This window comes from Niastella vici (assembly GCF_002077945.1).
GTDB classification, from domain to species: Bacteria; Bacteroidota; Bacteroidia; order Chitinophagales; family Chitinophagaceae; genus Niastella; species Niastella vici.
Genome location: NZ_LVYD01000076.1, coordinates 1 through 17,071, shown reverse-complemented (window position 1 = coordinate 17,071; position 17,071 = coordinate 1). Strand labels below are relative to the sequence as shown.

10 protein-coding genes are annotated in these 17,071 nt (G+C 47.3%); 4 read left to right on the top strand and 6 right to left on the bottom strand.

Features of this window, described 5'->3' with window-relative positions:
* Positions 1–223: 223 nt before the first annotated feature.
* The 3 genes from A3860_RS32000 to A3860_RS40765 all read left to right on the top strand — a co-directional run bounded on the left by A3860_RS32000 (position 224) and on the right by A3860_RS40765 (position 6,829).
* Positions 224–5,038 (top strand): PKD domain-containing protein, encoded by a 4,815-nt coding sequence (locus tag A3860_RS32000; RefSeq protein WP_081154536.1) that lies wholly within the window; start codon positions 224–226, stop codon positions 5,036–5,038.
* Positions 5,039–5,040: 2 nt separating this feature from the next.
* A complete protein-coding gene (locus A3860_RS31995) occupies positions 5,041–6,072 on the top strand; it encodes a PorP/SprF family type IX secretion system membrane protein (RefSeq protein WP_081154534.1) in 1,032 nt (343 codons plus the stop codon).
* Positions 6,073–6,559: 487 nt separating this feature from the next.
* Positions 6,560–6,829, top strand: a complete 270-nt coding sequence (locus A3860_RS40765) for a hypothetical protein (RefSeq protein WP_143774370.1) — start codon at positions 6,560–6,562, stop codon at positions 6,827–6,829.
* Between the two features lie 13 nt (positions 6,830–6,842).
* Here the strand turns inward: A3860_RS40765 and A3860_RS31985 are convergent, their stop codons facing one another.
* From A3860_RS31985 to A3860_RS31970, 4 genes are all read right to left on the bottom strand, one after another.
* Entirely contained in the window at positions 6,843–8,204 is a 1,362-nt protein-coding gene (locus A3860_RS31985) for a RagB/SusD family nutrient uptake outer membrane protein (protein WP_081154529.1), read from the bottom strand.
* Positions 8,205–8,215: 11 nt separating this feature from the next.
* Positions 8,216–11,659: a TonB-dependent receptor plug domain-containing protein gene (locus tag A3860_RS31980; RefSeq protein WP_081154526.1), complete on the bottom strand. Its 3,444-nt coding sequence runs from the start codon at positions 11,657–11,659 to the stop codon at positions 8,216–8,218.
* Between the two features lie 209 nt (positions 11,660–11,868).
* Complete coding sequence (locus A3860_RS31975; protein ID WP_081154524.1) at positions 11,869–13,113, bottom strand: FecR family protein; 1,245 nt, start codon at positions 13,111–13,113, stop codon at positions 11,869–11,871.
* Between the two features lie 118 nt (positions 13,114–13,231).
* On the bottom strand, positions 13,232–13,828 hold the full coding sequence (locus tag A3860_RS31970; protein WP_081154521.1) for an RNA polymerase sigma factor: 597 nt from the start codon (positions 13,826–13,828) through the stop codon (positions 13,232–13,234).
* Positions 13,829–13,944: 116 nt separating this feature from the next.
* Here A3860_RS31970 and A3860_RS31965 point away from each other — a divergent pair, with 116 nt between their 5' ends.
* A complete protein-coding gene (locus tag A3860_RS31965; RefSeq protein ID WP_143774369.1) occupies positions 13,945–14,229 on the top strand; it encodes a hypothetical protein in 285 nt (94 codons plus the stop codon).
* 3 nt (positions 14,230–14,232) lie between these two features.
* Here A3860_RS31965 and A3860_RS31960 read toward each other — a convergent pair whose 3' ends face one another.
* On the bottom strand, positions 14,233–15,285 hold the full coding sequence (locus A3860_RS31960) for a hypothetical protein (protein WP_081154516.1): 1,053 nt from the start codon (positions 15,283–15,285) through the stop codon (positions 14,233–14,235).
* A 98-nt stretch (positions 15,286–15,383) separates the two neighbouring features.
* Positions 15,384–16,565 (bottom strand): putative phage abortive infection protein, encoded by a 1,182-nt coding sequence (locus tag A3860_RS31955; RefSeq protein ID WP_143774368.1) that lies wholly within the window; start codon positions 16,563–16,565, stop codon positions 15,384–15,386.
* Positions 16,566–17,071 lie beyond the last annotated feature (506 nt).

Here is a 17,071-nt window from a genome sequence, read left to right as displayed (position 1 = left end):
GCGCTTTTGTACCCGGTCATCAACAATGCAATTGCAGTACTTTTTAAAGTGTAGCACCTTCTCTTTTATTCGATTATAGTTTATGGTTATTTGCCAAATTGAATTGTTAGTAGATGTCCCCCGATGATCCCCCGTCAATTGTACTAATTGTCCATGCTTTTTTTACTTTGCACCTTCTAACCCTCCCAATGCCAGGCTGGCATTCAATCAATTTCCAATATTTATGAAGAAGATCATTGCGCTGTATTTTACAGGCGTGGCTTTTCATATCCTGATTGGCTGCCCCGGTGTACAGGCCCAACTTACTGCTAATTTTTCGGCTGCGTCCAGGGCGGGCTGCGGGCCATTATTGGTAAATTTTACCGATCAGTCTATTGGCAATCCCGATACCTGGGAGTGGGACCTTGGCAACGGCACCATTTCTTATTTTAAAGATCCGGCAGTCACTTATTTCAATCCCGGTACCTATACCATCCGGCTTACCGTTAAAAAAGGAACCGCCACTGCCTCCATTACCAAAACACAATATATTACGGTATATGCGGCGCCGGTCATAAATTTTACCCATTCCACTTCGGCCGGTTGTTTTCCGCTGAAAGTAAAATTTACCAATCAAAGTACGGCCGGCAGCGGTTCCATCAACAGCTGGTTATGGGATTTTGGCGATGGCGTCACCAGCACGCTCGAACATCCTGAACATATCTATAACAATGCCGGTGATTTTAATAGCTCGCTGCGGGCATTTAACAGCTTCGGCTGTACGGCTTCGGTTACCCGCCTAAAAGCCATCAGCATACAAACGGGGGTACAGGCGGCTTTCACCGTTGGGTTGGCCAGCAGTTGCCAGACCCCGGCCACCATCGCTTTCACCAATACCAGCACCGGTACCGGCACCCTGAGCTATAGCTGGGACTTGGGCGATGGCAGCTTTTCGGTTGATGCCAACCCGGTTCACACCTATATCAACGCCGGCCAGTATGCGGTGCGGTTGACCACAACGAATAATACCGGTTGCACCCATACGTATACGAAAAATGTTGCGGTGGGCGCCAATACTGGCGGTTTTACTGCGCCGGCCATTAGCTGTATCAATGAATCCTTTGCTTTGTTGAGCACCGCGGCCACCAACCCGGTCAGTATCTCATGGGATATGGGCGATGGCGCCACAGCTACCGGCGACCGGCCCACGCACGCCTACACCGCCACCGGTAATTACACCGTTACCCAGGTTGCCCGTTTCAACAATTGTATTGATACGCAGTATACAACCATTCAAATTATCCCCCGGCCGGCCGTTGACTTTACTGCAGCGGTTACGGCATCCTGTAAGGCGCCTTTTACCACCACTTTTACTGCCGGGGCGCCCGGCGCGGTTTCGTATGCATGGAATTTTGGTGATGGCGCCACTTCAACGCAGCCCCAGCCTGCACACACTTATACGGCGCCCGGTTCTTTTACCGTAAGCCTCACCATTACCAACAGCGCGGGTTGTGCCGAGAAAATAGAGAAGGCCGGTTATATCGTGATCCAAAAACCGGTTGTAACCTGGCTCGATAAGCCACAGGAAGGTTGTGTGCCCTATACTTTTTCACCCACCCTGACCATCAATTCGGTTACCCCGGTTACCGGACTGCTGTGGAATTTTGGCGATGGCGCCACCGCCACCGGCGCTAACCCGGTTCATACCTATACGCAAAAAGGCAATTATGCGGTGAGCGTTACGTATACTACACAGGATGGCTGCCAGGAAACCCTCCCCAAAGACAGCCTCATAAAAGTGGGCAATAAAGTAACGGTGGCCTTTACCGCCAGTCCCCTGCAGGTATGCGCTTCCAGTCCCGTTTTGTTTACCGACCTCAGTGCCGGCAATCCGCCTGCCGATAACCCCATCGAAGAATGGTTATGGCAGTTTGGCGATGGCGACACCTCGCACCACAAAGATCCTGTGCATTATTTTATTGATACGGGCCGGTTGAGCGTTACCCTAACGGTAAAGAGCAATGGCTGTGCCTCGGGGGTCACTTATACCAACTATGTGCACATAGCGCCCCCTATTGCGCGGTTTTTAGAGACCATGAACTGCAGCCAGCCCTACAGCCGGTCGTTTCTCAATACCTCGTTGGTCGACAGGTCGCTGGCGCCGGTAACGTTTCAATGGGATTTTGGCGACGGCAGCACGGCCAACAGTGAAAACGCTTCGCATGTATATGCCGCCACCGGTATTTATACCGTACGGTTAACCGTTATCAACGGCGGTTGCCGCCACGCGGCCACCAGCAAGGTGTTTATTGTAGATAATACTTTTTCTTTTACCGCTTCGGCCGATACCATTTGCCCCAATGGCAGCATCCAGTTCAACAAAAGCATCAGCAATACCGACAATTTGATCGACAGCTATATTGCTTCCAGCAATTCGGGGCAAACCTGGCGCAATACCAATACGGTTACTGAAAAGTTTGCAACCCCCGGTTCCTACACCGTAACCGCTTTCCTCATCGATACCAACAGGTGTTCCAAGCTCATTGAGCTGCCGGTAAAAGTGATCGATACCAAAGCCGGGTTTACTGCGCCGGCCGCAGCCTGTATCAATACGCCCGTGCCGTTTACCGACGGTTCCACCACCGATGCGCCGTTGCCTTTTGCCAGCCAGGTCATTAATTATGGCGATGGAAGCGCCGATGAAACCAACCCGCCTTCCTTTGGTCATACGTATACAAAAGCGGGTTTGTATACCATCAGGCTCACCGTTACCGACAGCAAAGGATGCAGCAATACCACGGCAAAAACCACCATTCAGATCGCCGACCCGCAGGCAAGCTTTATATCGCCCGACTCCCTCAGCTGTACCGGCAAAAATATTGTGTTCAATGCCCTGGGGCCTTCCACCTATACCTATAAGTGGGATTTTGGCGATGGCACCACGGCTACCGGTTCAACCCCCACGCATAACTATACCAACGAGAACGCCTATACCATCCAATTGGATTATACCGACCAGTATGGTTGCAGCAATTCAATTACCCGGCAAAACTATGTGCAGGTAAACAACCCCGTAGCTGCGTTTTCGATCAATGGCGATCAGAGTAATTGTCCGCCCCTGGTGGTACAATTCACCAATCAGTCGCAGCATATCGATAAACTGGCCTGGGATTTTGGCGATGGCAATACCTCAACAGAAAAAGACCCGGTGCATTTTTATACGTATCCCGGCGAATACTGGCCGGTGCTTACTATAACAGGCAAGGGCGGTTGTGTTTCCATAATGCAGAATAAAAAGATCACCATCAACGGGCCGCGGGGAACGCTTACCTATGATAACCTGCCCGGCTGTACGCCGCTTACCGTTCACTTTAAGGGGAACAGTACCGACCCCGTAACGTTTATCTGGGATTTCAATGACGGCGCCATTGCCACCACCTCGGGCGCCGATACGGTATATACCTATGTGCGGCCGGGCAGTTATTTGCCCCGCATGATATTGAAAGATGTGCAGGGCTGCCAGGTGCCCATTAAAGGAAAAGATACCCTCACCGTATACGGTATACAGGCCAATTATACAACCGATAAGCAAACCTTGTGCGACCAGGGTATTATTAGGTTTACCGGCGGGAGTATTTCAAATGACCTTATCACCAATTATTTGTGGACGTTTGGCGATGGCACGGTGGCCACCACAAAAGATGTTGCCCATAACTACACAACGCCGGGCGATTACCCGGTTACGTTACAGGTTACCACGCAGCATAATTGCACCAGCGATACCGCCGGGGTGGCGCCCATACAGGTAATTACCTCACCCCAGGCCGGTATTACGGGGCCAACAGCCGCCTGTATGCCCGGCCGTTTGCAGTTTACCGGGAATTTATTAAACGCCAATCCGTACCCGTTAACGTGGACCTGGAATTTGGGGAACGGACAAACAGCTGCCACGCAGGCGCCGCCCGTTGCCGCATATACAACGCCCGGTAGTTACCAGGTGGCATTGACCGTTACCAATTCGTATAATTGTACAGGCAGGGCTTTGTACCCGATCATTATTCATCCGCTGCCGCCGGTTGATGCGGGCAATGATATCCTCGTATGCCGCGACCGGCCGAAGCTGTTACAGGCCACCGGTGCGGTAAATTATACCTGGTGGAGTACGGGCAGCCTCTCGTGCACCCAGTGCAGCAGCACGATGGTAAACCCGGTAAGCACGGTTACCTATTATGTAGAAGGGGAGAATGGGTTTGGCTGTAAGGCTACCGACTCGGTACTGGTAACGGTACAGCAACCGTTTACGGTAATGGTGAACCGGGGCGATACGCTTTGTACCGGCGACACCTACCGGCTGCGGGCCACCGGGGCCGATGCGTATACCTGGACGCCCGCTTCCTCGCTCGATAACGCCCAGGCTGCCGCGCCGCTTGCCAAACCGGTAACCACCACTGTATACCAGGTAATAGGCAGCGATAAAAATAATTGTTTTGCCGACACGGCGCATGTGCCGGTGGTGGTATATCCTTATCCCACCATAACGCTCAACGATCAGCAAACAGTCACCGTTGGCAATTCGGTTACCCTGCAACCGGTGCTCAGCGCCGATGTTACCAGCATCAACTGGTTACCGGGCACCTGGCTCAATTGCGTTCATTGCCCTGCACCCGTAAGTACACCCAAACAGGATATTCAATACCGGCTGCGGGTGGCCAATGCCGGCGGGTGTGTAACCGAGGATGCCATTACGCTGTTTGTGGTTTGTGGGGGCGACAATGTGTATTTGCCCAATACCTTTTCACCCAATGGCGATGGGGTCAATGAGGTGTTTTATCCAAGAGGGAAGGGGATCTCCTTTATAAAAAGGTTCTTCATTTATAACCGCTGGGGCGAGGAAGTATTTAAACAACTGTCGTTTTACACCAATGATGCATCACGCGGCTGGAATGGGACCATTAATGGCGCCCCGGCGAATGCCGATGTATTTGTGTATGTGATGGAGGTGATTTGTGAGAATGGACAAACGCTGACGTTCAAAGGCGATGTAACATTAATTCGATAATTATGAAGCCTATACCAATTAACCGCTTTGTATGGCTGCTGTTGCTGTTACCGTGCACGCTACCTGCGCAGGATATACATTTGAGCCAGTTTTTTGAGGCGCCGTTATTGCGCAACCCTTCGCTGGCAGGTTTGTTTGAAGGCGATGTACGGTTGCAGCTGGTGTACCGCGATCAGTGGAAGAGTGTTACGCCCAACTCCTTTCGCACGGCCTCCTTTAATGGGGAGTATAAAATGCCGGTTGGCGGGGGTGATGATTTTTTTACGGTGGGCGGACAGGTACTGTATGATAAAGCCGGTTCGGCTGTTCAGTCAACGGTGCATTTGTTGCCGGTGGTGAATTATCATAAGAGCATCAGTACCGAACGAACGAGTTATATTTCGCTGGGTTTTATGGGCGGCTGGGTGCAAAAGCGAATTGACTATACAAAAATGACTACCAACAACCAGTACCGCGATGGCAACGTTGACCCGGCTATGCCTACGGGTGAGTATTTTACCGATCCGGTGGTTGGTTATTGGGATGGGAGCGTGGGCGTGAATTTTAATACCACGCTGGGCAGCAATTATCAGCATGTGTTTTTTATAGGTGCCGCTTATCATCATCTCAACCGGCCGAAGGCTTCCTTTTACCAAAATGCGGGCATTGAACTGCATCCCAAATATGTTTTTTCGGCGGGGCTTAAACTAAGTGTGGATGAGTACCGGTATTTTACGTTGCACCAGGATGTATTTATGCAGGGGGCGTCGCGCGAAATTATTGGCGGCGGCTGGTATTCGTATGTGCTCGACGATTTGCCCGATGATGCCCGGTATGTACTGCATGCCGGGGCATTTGTGCGTTGGAACGATGCTATTATTCCGGTAATAAAAATGGACATCCGTTCGTTGGCGGTTACGTTGAGTTATGATATCAATACCTCGCCGTTAAAGACGGCCAGCCAACTGCGGGGCGGGTTTGAACTGGGTTTATGCTGGAAGGGATTTGTTGGGCGCAACAGCAGTGCAGAGAAGGTGTTGTGCCCGCGGTTTTGAGCGCTACCTTTTTGGTGGCCGATTCAAAAAACCGGCAATAATTACCACCGCTTTTTCCTATTTCTTCTTCGGTAAATTCGGTTTGTAGCAGGGCCTCCGTAACCGCATAATAAAAGCCGGTAGTTTCACCGACCCAACTTCTGCACGAAGTCAGATATTCTTACAATACTATACAACCTATAATATTGTAAACTGAAACTAATTCGTTCTCAATTCACCCATCCCAATTATCCGCATTTAGTCAAGATTGCTGCAGTTTTTGCAAAAACATTTTTGTCAAAACCTGAAACTGGATTGTTTACAATAAATAATAATACTCCCATTCCATCCCGAATGTTTAATTTTTCGATGGAACAGGCGCCTTATTACCCCAATCCTCCGCTTTGATGAAAGCTTCGAAGTGTAATGCTCCTTCAACGTAATTATATGGTTGGCTGAGTTTATCTAAACATAGGCGTATTTTATTTAATCACATAAACCCAATTTTATGGTAAAAATTAAATGGGCATTCATTTCTATGGCCATCATCTTCGCCGTTTTCGGCGCCTTTGCCACCAAACCCCAGGCCAGTTGCGATAGCCAAACCCAATACTTCCAATTTGCTGGTAGTTATTATCCGGCCGGTACTTATGGTGTCGATTACACCTGTTTGAGTGGCCCTGGTACCTGCACCTGGTATAACCCCAATCCGTATAATCCCAATAGCTTTTCGCCCTGCAAAACCGGGACCTTCCAATTTGTTTTTCTAAACAAGTAACCTGGCGTTTCATCTATCTCGGATTTTGTTGCAACCCCTGAACGGAAGAGATTACATCTGGCGGAATAGGTAACACAAAAAGGTTGCTGTTAGCCGGAAGCGTATACTCTTTTCCGTTCATTACCCGTTTAAGACTGATGCCCTGGTTCTCCCTATTATAACGGCGAATGTCAGCCCAGCGCAGGCCGCGAAAAACCAATTCCCGCCGCCGCTCTGCAAGCACCAACTCTAAAGCAGCAGCCGGTGAACTGGCGGTTAACGGGGTATATGTGCCACTCCATCTTTTCTCCAGTAAAGCATTCAGATCATTTAGCGCATCGCTTGTATTTTGCAGGCGGGCATTTGCTTCGGCCCTTATCAACAGCATTTCATCGGTTGCCAGGCCCGAGAAGCGGAAAATAGTACCGCTATAACCGGGTTTCAAAACAGGCAAGCTATCGTTATTTTTTGTGTAAAAGAGTTGCTTTCGCAGGTCATGCGAATCATACGACTTGTATAATGTAGAGTCCACTACAAAATTATCCTGGTTAAACAGGTTGATGGTTGAAAGCAGGTTGCTTTGATAAATAACTTCCTCATTGCTGTTATTGAAAGGGAATGGGTCGGTAGTTGAAACGCCGTTGTAGTCAATCAACTTGTTATGCAATTGCAAACAGGAGTCGGCATATAGTCTGGCATTTGTATAGTCGGCCATGACAAGGTAAACCCGCGCTAACAGCGCATAGCCGGCTGCCAGGCAGGGCCGGTTCTTTCTTTTATTGTCGATGGTCCCCGGCAACAGGGGCAGGCTTTGTTTACAGTCATCGATCACCTGGTCATAAGTAGCCTTTACCGTAGCCCGGCTCGATGGTATTGCCGGATCGGGCGACAGCCGCACCGGAATACCCAGGTCGGTACCGGCTTGCGGCGAGTACAGTTTGGCAAACTCCAGCACCACGTTAAAGAGGGCGTACGCCCTGATGAACCGGGCGCTTCCCGCAATACGGTCTCTATCCGATTGATTGCCCGAATTGGCAAGCTTTGGCATCGCTTCCAGGATGGAGTTGGCGATATATACCTGTTGGTAGGGGTAGTACCAGTCGCCATACAAGGTTTGGCCCTCGAAAATATCCGGCTTCCAGAAATACGTGTTTAGCTCCACCTTATTATTAGCCGCAGAAGTATCTGTTAAAAAATAATCGTCGGCCGAGAGCTCCGACAACCCGGGCGTTTCGCGCATTGTGTTTGTATTGTCTAACAATGCCTGCGCATTGTCAACGGTATTTATGATCAATAGGCTGGTATCTGTATTCTCCCGCAGCTTGTTTTTATTACAGGCCGTGAAAACTAAAAAGTTTATTATGATGAGTAGTTGTAGCAGATTGAAAGCCTTCATTGGGTTCAATTTTATTTTAAAACTCCTTTAAAGCCAAAAGTGACGATGGTGGGTTGCGGATAGCCCAGCAGGCGGTCGGGGTCCAGGTTTGATTTGGTTGCACGCCATATAATTCCTGCATTGTTGCAGTTAACATACAGGTTCGCCAGGCGCATGTGCAACTTTCGAAGTACTACGCCTTCCAGGTCGTAACTGAAATGAATGTTTTGCAAACGGATAAAGTCTGCTCTTTTCACCAGACGGTCCGAGTACAGGTAAAAATAATCGCGGAACCTGTCGGCAGGGTACTGCATGCGGGGAACGTCGGTACGATCTTCATCGCCCGGCTTTTGCCAGCGTTTGGCGAAATCTGCAGAACCGGGGTTGGTTCCACCGAAAATACCGGTATAGGTAACACCTTGTTTGCGATAATAAAAATTGAATTTGTAGCTAAATGTAAAGCTCAAATTGAATTGCTTCCAGTTGAACTCGTTCGTGAGGCTGCCGAACACCGGCGGCAATGAGGGGCCCCGGTAAGTAAGCGCGCTCACTCCCGGGCTTTGGGTCATCGACTGATAGTCCTTGTTCTTACCGGGGCCAATAGGGTCTCCCAACACGTCAAGGCCTTCTGAAGGGAAGCTGTAGATCCCATAGAGCGGCCGGTTTGGGACTACGCTGAACCAGTTGGGGTCACAATACATCCAGGCCGGTTGCAGGGCAGTATCGGTTTTGGTTACGTAGTCTTTCACATAGCTTAACAAAAAGGTGGTTCGCCAGCGAAGCCGTTTGTTCAGGTTCCTGCTCGTGAGGTACACGTCAATATTATGTGCCGCCATAGCCGCCGCATTGTCCATCATGCTTGCCATACCCGTAGTGGGGTCAACCCATTTTTTGCCTACGAGGTCGGTGCTTTTTTTATAATAATAATCGATGGAGCCTTCCAGCACCTGTTTCCTCAAGCGGAAATTCAGCCCCAGGTTATAAGTGAGTACTCTTTCCCATCTTAAGTTGGGAAGCGAAGGATTATTGATGTCGGCAATTTGATCGCCATATTCATTTATGCCTTTCATGGTTAAGGTTTGTATGGCGCTTACGCCTAATGGCGGGTTGCCGCTTACGCCAAGACTCGACCGTAGCTTCAGGAATTCGATCAACCGGGGGTGAAAGAAATGCTCGGCGCTGATGTCCCAGGCTGCCGCCACCGAGCCTAAGGGGTTTAACCGTTTATTCGTTTGGGATCCATAGATATTCGACCGGTCGGCTCTTAGCGCAACGGACGCAAAATATTTTCCTTTTAATTGCAGGTTGGTATAGGTATACCAGGAAAGATAATTACTGGCCGTACGTTTTGCATCGTTCAAATAAGGGATATATAATTGGGAAGAAGGAAAATAATATTGACGGTATAAGGTTTGGTAATTGAGGCCATCCGCGCCTTCAGGTCTTTCAGTTGTGTAATCGTATATTCTCTTCACTAAGTAATCGCCATTTGTAAAAAGGCGGTCGTTGCCCAGCATAGCGCTGAGGATATTCGAATGGCCGATGGTTTTCACATAGGAAAGTTGGGCGCGAATGTTCCATGTTTTTAAGGCGATATGGGAATAGTCCAGAATATTTCCCCAGGGAATTGGCCGGTCTACCTCTGTTCCATTGATCTGGGTGTAGCTGTTGACCAGGTCGTTCACAAAAAAACCATCTTTGTTTTTCAGGTCTTTTTCTTCGCTGGTCACTTCCTGATATTGCGTATACACACCGGCTTCGAGGCCCTTTACAAAAGGAAATTTATCGTATTTAACGCTTACCTGTACGCGGTGATCGGTTTGCGTGTTATTGTCGTTCCGGAGCCTGAATTCTTTCAATGGCCGGTAGGCCCAGTCATTTAATTTCCGGCGGCCACTGGCATCAACACCTGCGGTGTCGGTAAACAACTTGTTTCTTTTAAAAGCCTGGGCGGCCGCATCGCCCAACGAGTCTACCAGATTCGCATAGGTGACCGGGATAGCCGGCTCATTGTCTGTATTTCGCTGTTGACTATAGGTAGTGGCGCCGGTGAAAGAAATTTCGAGCCCTGCTGCGGGGCGCATGTTGTAGTTTAAGGAGAGGTTCAGGCGTTGCGTTTTACTTAGTTGCAATTCAGGAAGCGAATGATCGAAGCCGGCAGAAAAAAGATACGCATGATTCTTTTGGCTGCCTGATACCTGTAGCGAAAAATGTTTTTGAAAAATGTTCCGGTAAAAGTATTTGTTCATGTCGTTCCTGATATCCAGGTCTTTCAGGGCCTCCAGCTGGTCATTTGAGATGCTCTTGTTCAGGATGCGCAAGGCTACTTCGGGTACATAAGGATGACTGGGGCTTTTGGCCAGGAAATTATAATACCCGCTATGGGTCAAAAAGGTATCTATGAAGAACCTGTCTGTGGGGGCCAGCCTGTCTTTCTCAAACGCGTCGGTTTTTGTGCCCACACTTACAGCGGCATTAAAAGAAACACGGAGCGGGTGATTAAATTTTCCTGATTTGGTGGTTATAACAATCACACTGTTGCCGGCCATTGCCCCCCACAACGCTGTGGCCGAAGCATCGCGCAAAATGGTGATGCTTTCCACATCATCGGGGTCTATGTCTTCCCAGCGGCCATGCCAGGGAAAATTGTTGACAACGATCATGGGGTCGGCCCCGGAAAAGATGGTACTACGGCCACCTATAGTGGCATATTTTGCCTGGTTGGTATTGGGCACCTTGTTTACCGTTAACAAAAAACCGGGGGTAACGCCCTCGAGGCGGTCGTAAATATTCTGGGCACTCCGTTGCTGTATTACCTCGGGCGCTACTACAAAGCTGCTGCCGATACTTCGTCTTTTCAGGAGCTGCGCAATGCCGGTATGGATAACCTCTACCGGGGCCAGGTAAGCGCCTTTAGGGCGGTAATGCACCTGAACCGAAAATGTAGGTGAATTGGGCAATGTAAACGAACCTGTTTCCACGTCTTTTGACCCGTATGTAAACACTGCTCCGGGGCAGGCATGCACAAAAAAGTTACCATAACTATTACTATGCGTTACCTGTATGTTCTCCGCGTTATACACGAATACATTTTCTACACCCTCGCCCCAGTCATTAGTAAACTGCCCCCAGCTATCGATCGGTTTACTGCCGGCCGTTGTTTCGGCCGAAATCCTCCGGGCAACAATAATTGTTTGAGCTACAATGTAACAGTAGAAAGGCTGGTCTTTGTAGATCTTTTCAAACACCTTGAAAAACGGTTTGTCATTTTCATGAATGGATAATTTCTTGGCACCATCCAGGGCATTCTCCTGGATACTGAGCCCCAGGCCCGTTATGTCGGAAAATTTGGCAAGAACCGTTTTGGCCTCGGCAGAATCCACATTGAATGAAAAGTTCAGTTTCTGAGCCGTTCCTGATTTTGTGATCAATAGAAGAAATGAAACAATAGAAATTAGGGTAGCCGATTTACACATGCTACTAGATTTAATTACTAAATATTTTTTCAGATCCGTAACCAGGGATAAGGCGGGAAGTCTTCAGGAGCGAATGCGGTTGTTAGGTTGGCCAGGTTAAATTTGGATAGGGCGTAACCTGTGCGGGCACAGGCACGCGCCTATCCTATAGCCTCAGGATAAGGAAAAGGTTAAAATGGTATTTAGCTGGCTTTGCCGGGGTGCAGCCTTTATTTACGCACATACAATTTCATTCCGATGCGTTTGAAGTGGACGTTCGTACAGCCGGCGGTTAAATTATCAATAAGTGTATCGATCGGTCTGTTCCTAAAGTCTTTAAAGTAATTCAAAATAATAGCAGGCCTGTATTCATACACTATCTCCAGGTTGTACCACCGGGCAATTTCTTCGAGGGCCGAAGTAAGGCTGTCCTTTTCGAACAGGAATTGGTTGTTTCTCCATGCGAGAATTTTAGTCATATCCGGTTCGTTATTTACCACTGGCATTATGCCGTTGGCAAAAACCGCAGATTGTTCTGGGGCAACGGGCGCCGCTCTTTCACCTGACCATACGCTCAGTTGGCCTTCTATCAATGTAACTTTAGCCATTTTGTTGCCGGTATGGGCAAATACATTGAACCGCGTGCCGGTTACTCTTATTTCGGCGCCCTTTGCCTTAACAATAAAGTGCTGTGGTTCGTGAGCCACTTCAAAAAAGGCTTCTCCTTCCAGTTCTACCAATCGCTCGTTACCGGTAAACACCGAGGGGAACCGGATACGGGACTCTGAGTTTAACCATACCTTGCTGCCATCGGGTAAAACAAGCCCGTATGTAGCACCCCGGGGTGTTTCCAGGGTATGAAACTGTAATAACGGCTGCTTCTCGCCGGTTCTCAATGTTTCTGTACAAATGATCATTCCATTTTTATTTGAGAATACCAGGTTATGCTGCGCGGTTAAGTAACCGTTTGCCATGGTGTCTTCGATGACGAACCTGCGGCCGTTAGCCAACGTCAGGATCGCTTTTTCGGTTCCCGGCACAGGCGTTTGGGATGAGTCCCGTTGACTGATTTCCGGGGCGTTGTTGTTGTTTACAGGCGGTTTATTGTGCGCATTGAATACTTTTACGCCAACAATGGTCACAACAACCGCTGCTGCGGCTACCCACTTCCATTTTGTAAATAGCCGGTTGCTGGTTTTTACGGGCGGTGATGTCGCCCGTTTTCCAAGGTATATTGCCTCTTTATCCTCGTCGACAATCCTCGACAATACTTTTTCAGCCTCGATTTCATTGGTATTTTGGAGCTCCTTCAATTCCCCAATCACCCAGTCAAGGTTTCGGAAATTTTTTATCAATTCCCGGTTCTTTGTATCGGCGTCAAGCCACTTTTGTAATTCAGCTTTCTCCTGATCATTCGTTTCACCACGCCAGGTTTTTAGGATAAGTTCGGCGAGGTGTTCATACTTCTTTAACATAGTTGACAGTTTGCATTATTAAATGCCGGCTAATCAGAACTATATAATCCCCTTGCTTATAAATAGAAACAGCAAATAGGAAAAAAGTTAGAAGCCTGCACTGGAATTTTTTAAAAATTTAATTTACCAGGAAGCTCATGATCGTTATTATTAATAGCAGAATGAGGAAATCCAAAAGGTGAGGGCGTAATTTTTTCCTGGCGATGCGGAGTTGCGTTGATACGGTAGCTTTACTGATACCCAATTCATTGGCTATCTTTGTGGTCGTTTTGCCATCATAATAATACATGCCAAAAATTTTCCGGCATTCGGCGGGCAATGAGTCTACTATTGACTCAACTTTCAGTTTCAATTCATTAAGAAGAAATCCGCTAAAGGGATCACCGCCCAGGTCTTCAATATTGAGATCGTCGGGTATAGGGATCACTTCACCATACTTCTTATACGCGCGCTTATATTTTTTCAGCGAATTCAGGCATGCATTCCTGGTAGCAACGTACAAAAAAGATTTGATACCCAACAATGATGTAAAACATGAATGCTTTTTAAAGAGGATGGCAAAAACATCCAGAACAATTTCCTCTTTTTCCTGTTGGTTCTTGATAAATTTTCCAGCGTAAAATAAAATGGCCTTATCGAATTTTTTCAGGATCCTGACATACGCCTCCTCTTTGCCTTCGTTGAAGGCCCTGATCAGTTCAGTCTCATTTTCCATAGTTGCTTCATTTAAGGTTGTTGATTATTTAAGTGACTGGCATACCTATGCCAGGTAGTTTTTTGATCCTACTTGCTTTGGGTTAATTTGACATAATGTGAAAACAGAATTAAAGCGTGTCTCTGAACACGTTTAATGTGAGGCTATATGAAGGAGCATTTGCTGAAAAGTATAAACCAGCAATTTTGCGCACCAAAGATAATGCGCCGGTTTGTGAATATTTATATTTTAATGGAGCAGATTTGGCAGTTTATGAAAACTTGATTTTGGTCATTTTTTTTGAAGAAAGTACAGCAGGTTGTAAAGAATCGCCCGAAAGGCAATATATAAAGTTACTGCCTTTCAGGCGCTCTATTATAGAGAAGCTCCGGTTGTCGAAGCCAAGCAAGCATAATGAATAGGGTTTACATTTCCAGGTTGTAGGGCTGGTATAGCGATTCACCTTTTTCGTTAGTGATCTCCAATGGCAATTTTGTGCCGGGTTGCAGGCCAGCTGCCGGCGTATAAGTAAGGGATATCTGGTTCTGTTGCCGGGTGAAATTCGTGATGGCTGCGCCGTTAATTTTAATGAAGACGGGTTTTTTATCCAGGTTTTTTCCTTCGATGGTAATGGGGGTGGGGGTACCGGCTTGCATTTTAGGCGCGGTTATATTTGTAACCTGGAGTTCAGCAATTTTATTAGTAATTGGATCTTTCCGCTCTTCCCTGGGTGTTAAAACCACATCAAACACTTCTTTTAATTTAAGGGTGGTGCGGTCGGTAAATAGCCCGGCTAAAATGGAGATGGTCATAAGTCCATATAAATTGATACTGCTGCTGTCATCGTTCAAATTGAGAAAGCCGCCCCTGAATACAAAATAGATGGCTATGGCAAGCCCTGCAGCCGTAAATGGTTTAACAATATACCATAATAACCAGCTTTTCTTAAACTGGCCATTGCCAATGAAGGTGGTAAAGGAGGTTGAAATATAGATCATGTTGCCTAAAAACCCACCAAGGGCCACCAGTATCAACAGCAGGGTATTTAAATTCAGTAGTTTGTTATCGGCACTTGTGGTAGTACCGGCAGGTATCACGGCAACGCCTTTCATCCCCATTTGTGCCAGGTCTGTTTTTTGAACCGGGGCCGAATCAGCTGTTGCGCCCTGATGTAAGGTGTCGGTACCCGTTTGGTTACCAGCTGTTGGTGTTTTATTGACGCTATCTGTTTTCGCAGACTTACTAACGCTATCAACGAGCCTCACATGAAACCATTCATAGGTGTAATAGGGTGTTTGGGTTGAGTTATGAGCAGGTAGCCTGTCTGGCCAGTGCGCTATCAGGTAAAATAAACAAAAAAAGGTAAGCAACACGAGGAAGGTACCACCCAGCAGTTTACCTAACGTGGTGATCTGATTGCCATCGCTATCTGTATAAGGCTTTTTATCTGCCGGCTGGTTGTTGTTGTTGGCTTCCATGGCTATAGTTGTGTTTAGTGAAGGGAGCTATTACTATATGAAAGCTAAGAAGGGTATACTTATTAAAGAAGGGTATTTTTCACGTATTTCAGGTCAGGCTAAAAAAGGTTGCTGAGCGATCTATTCCCTACACTTTTCATTTTAAGGGTGCCATCATTTCCCTGAAATTCAAACAGGGGTGTTTCTTTGGGATTGCGGTTGTATTTATCAATAAGGCCGTTTACTGCATCCACTATATATTGGTGTTGAAATAGCTCGCCCACCCAAAGGTTATGGATTATTTTATATTTGGTAAAAAAGTGGTTTTCTTCATTTTCCCAGGCGCCGCCGTAGCCTTCGCTTAGCCAGTTGTAGAAAAGCAGAATTTGTTCATGGTTACTTAACTGGGCCCTGAGGATCTTTAAATATTTCATCTGGCTGTTATAGTCGGTTATTACATCACTGTAGGCAACAAACTTTACCATCAGGAATAAATGTCTGAAGTAGTGACCCAGGGCGCTTGAGTAGCCTTTATATTCCCTGAAGTCGATGGGGTGTGCGTAGTCGCGTTCATTGGGGCCATCTATTATTCTGCTCCAGGAGTGCGATAAGGAGTCTATATCAATATAATCGCTGTTAAAACCCCAGAAGAAGATCTCGAAAGCATGTTTGTACTCATCGATAAAGGGCAGGTGTTCAAATTTGATATAGCTTAAAAAGGTTTTAAATTCATCGGCCATGGTAACAAAGGCCTGTCGTTTTGAAACGGGGTTGCCATTTACCACGCTTGTTATAGTGAGTTCATCCACATTGGCTTTGTGTAAGCGAAGCATTTCGAAGAACTGGCTTTCAAATTGCTGAATGCGGTTTTGTTTTTCCTGGTATAGTTGTTCCTGTTTAAACTGGCGTTCGGTTTGTTTTATTTGGTCGGTGAAAATATCGACCTGCAGCTTATTGGCTCTGTACTGCATGTAAAATGCCAGTCCGGTCACAATCACGGCCGATAAATTAATGAATGGGCTCATTAGTCCGCCAATAGTATCGCCAATTTGACCGGTTGTTGTATAGGGCAGGTATTTTAAAGAGGGAGCGCTGGTAAATACGAGGGGCGAAAATGGGGCGAACAGGAACAGCAATGCTGCCAATACCAGTAATGCAATAATTAAAGGGGTGAGGTTGGTTTGATAGTTCTTGTTATTGGCTTGCATGGGGAACTCTTTAGGAAGGTCGAAGGTAGCGCTTTCTTTTGCGGAAGGGAGTGGAATGTGTTGGTGGGACGGGCTGGGGTGTGAATGCAGCATAAGTTGGTTATTATAGACTATCCGGAAGCATAAATGCAATTCTCCGTGTTCACTATACATTATACAGGTGTAACTATAAAATATCCCGTTCTCAAAATGTTGTGTCCAGATTTCATTATGGAGCGTCAGTAAGCAACTCCTATGTATCAGTAGCAAAGAATACGCCGTCCCAGCATAACATTTGGCTATATCTTAGGAAGGTATGGAATAATCTTAGCCAGGGATGAAGCAAATTCATTCAGGTTTCACTCAATTCTGGCCAGGGATGATGAAAATCCATTCAGGTTTGATTCAACCCGGGGCGGCAATGCGCTGAAGTTGGTCCGGTAAAGCGAAACGTTGAATCAAAATGCGGAATAGTTACATCAAAATGCGGCATAGTTAGATCAAAATGCGGCATCTGAAGTCAGGTAAGCCGAATAGTTAGCCTGGTATGCTGAAATCTTAGTCTGGTATGCCGACATCTCAGCCTGGTATGCCGTTATCAGGCTAAAATCTCACAATGA

Excerpts from the sequence above, each read along its gene's own strand:
- A3860_RS32000 (WP_081154536.1), top strand. The coding sequence starts at position 224 with ATGAAGAAGATCATTGCGCTGTATTTTACAGGCGTGGCTTTTCATATC.
- A3860_RS31960 (WP_081154516.1), bottom strand. The coding sequence starts at position 15,285 with ATGGAAGCCAACAACAACAACCAGCCGGCAGATAAAAAGCCTTATACA.
- A3860_RS31980 (WP_081154526.1), bottom strand. The coding sequence starts at position 11,659 with ATGTGTAAATCGGCTACCCTAATTTCTATTGTTTCATTTCTTCTATTG.
- A3860_RS31985 (WP_081154529.1), bottom strand. The coding sequence starts at position 8,204 with ATGAAGGCTTTCAATCTGCTACAACTACTCATCATAATAAACTTTTTA.
- A3860_RS31975 (WP_081154524.1), bottom strand. The coding sequence starts at position 13,113 with ATGTTAAAGAAGTATGAACACCTCGCCGAACTTATCCTAAAAACCTGG.
- A3860_RS31955 (WP_143774368.1), bottom strand. The coding sequence starts at position 16,565 with ATGCTGCATTCACACCCCAGCCCGTCCCACCAACACATTCCACTCCCT.
- A3860_RS40765 (WP_143774370.1), top strand. The coding sequence starts at position 6,560 with ATGGTAAAAATTAAATGGGCATTCATTTCTATGGCCATCATCTTCGCC.
- A3860_RS31970 (WP_081154521.1), bottom strand. The coding sequence starts at position 13,828 with ATGGAAAATGAGACTGAACTGATCAGGGCCTTCAACGAAGGCAAAGAG.
- A3860_RS31995 (WP_081154534.1), top strand. The coding sequence starts at position 5,041 with ATGAAGCCTATACCAATTAACCGCTTTGTATGGCTGCTGTTGCTGTTA.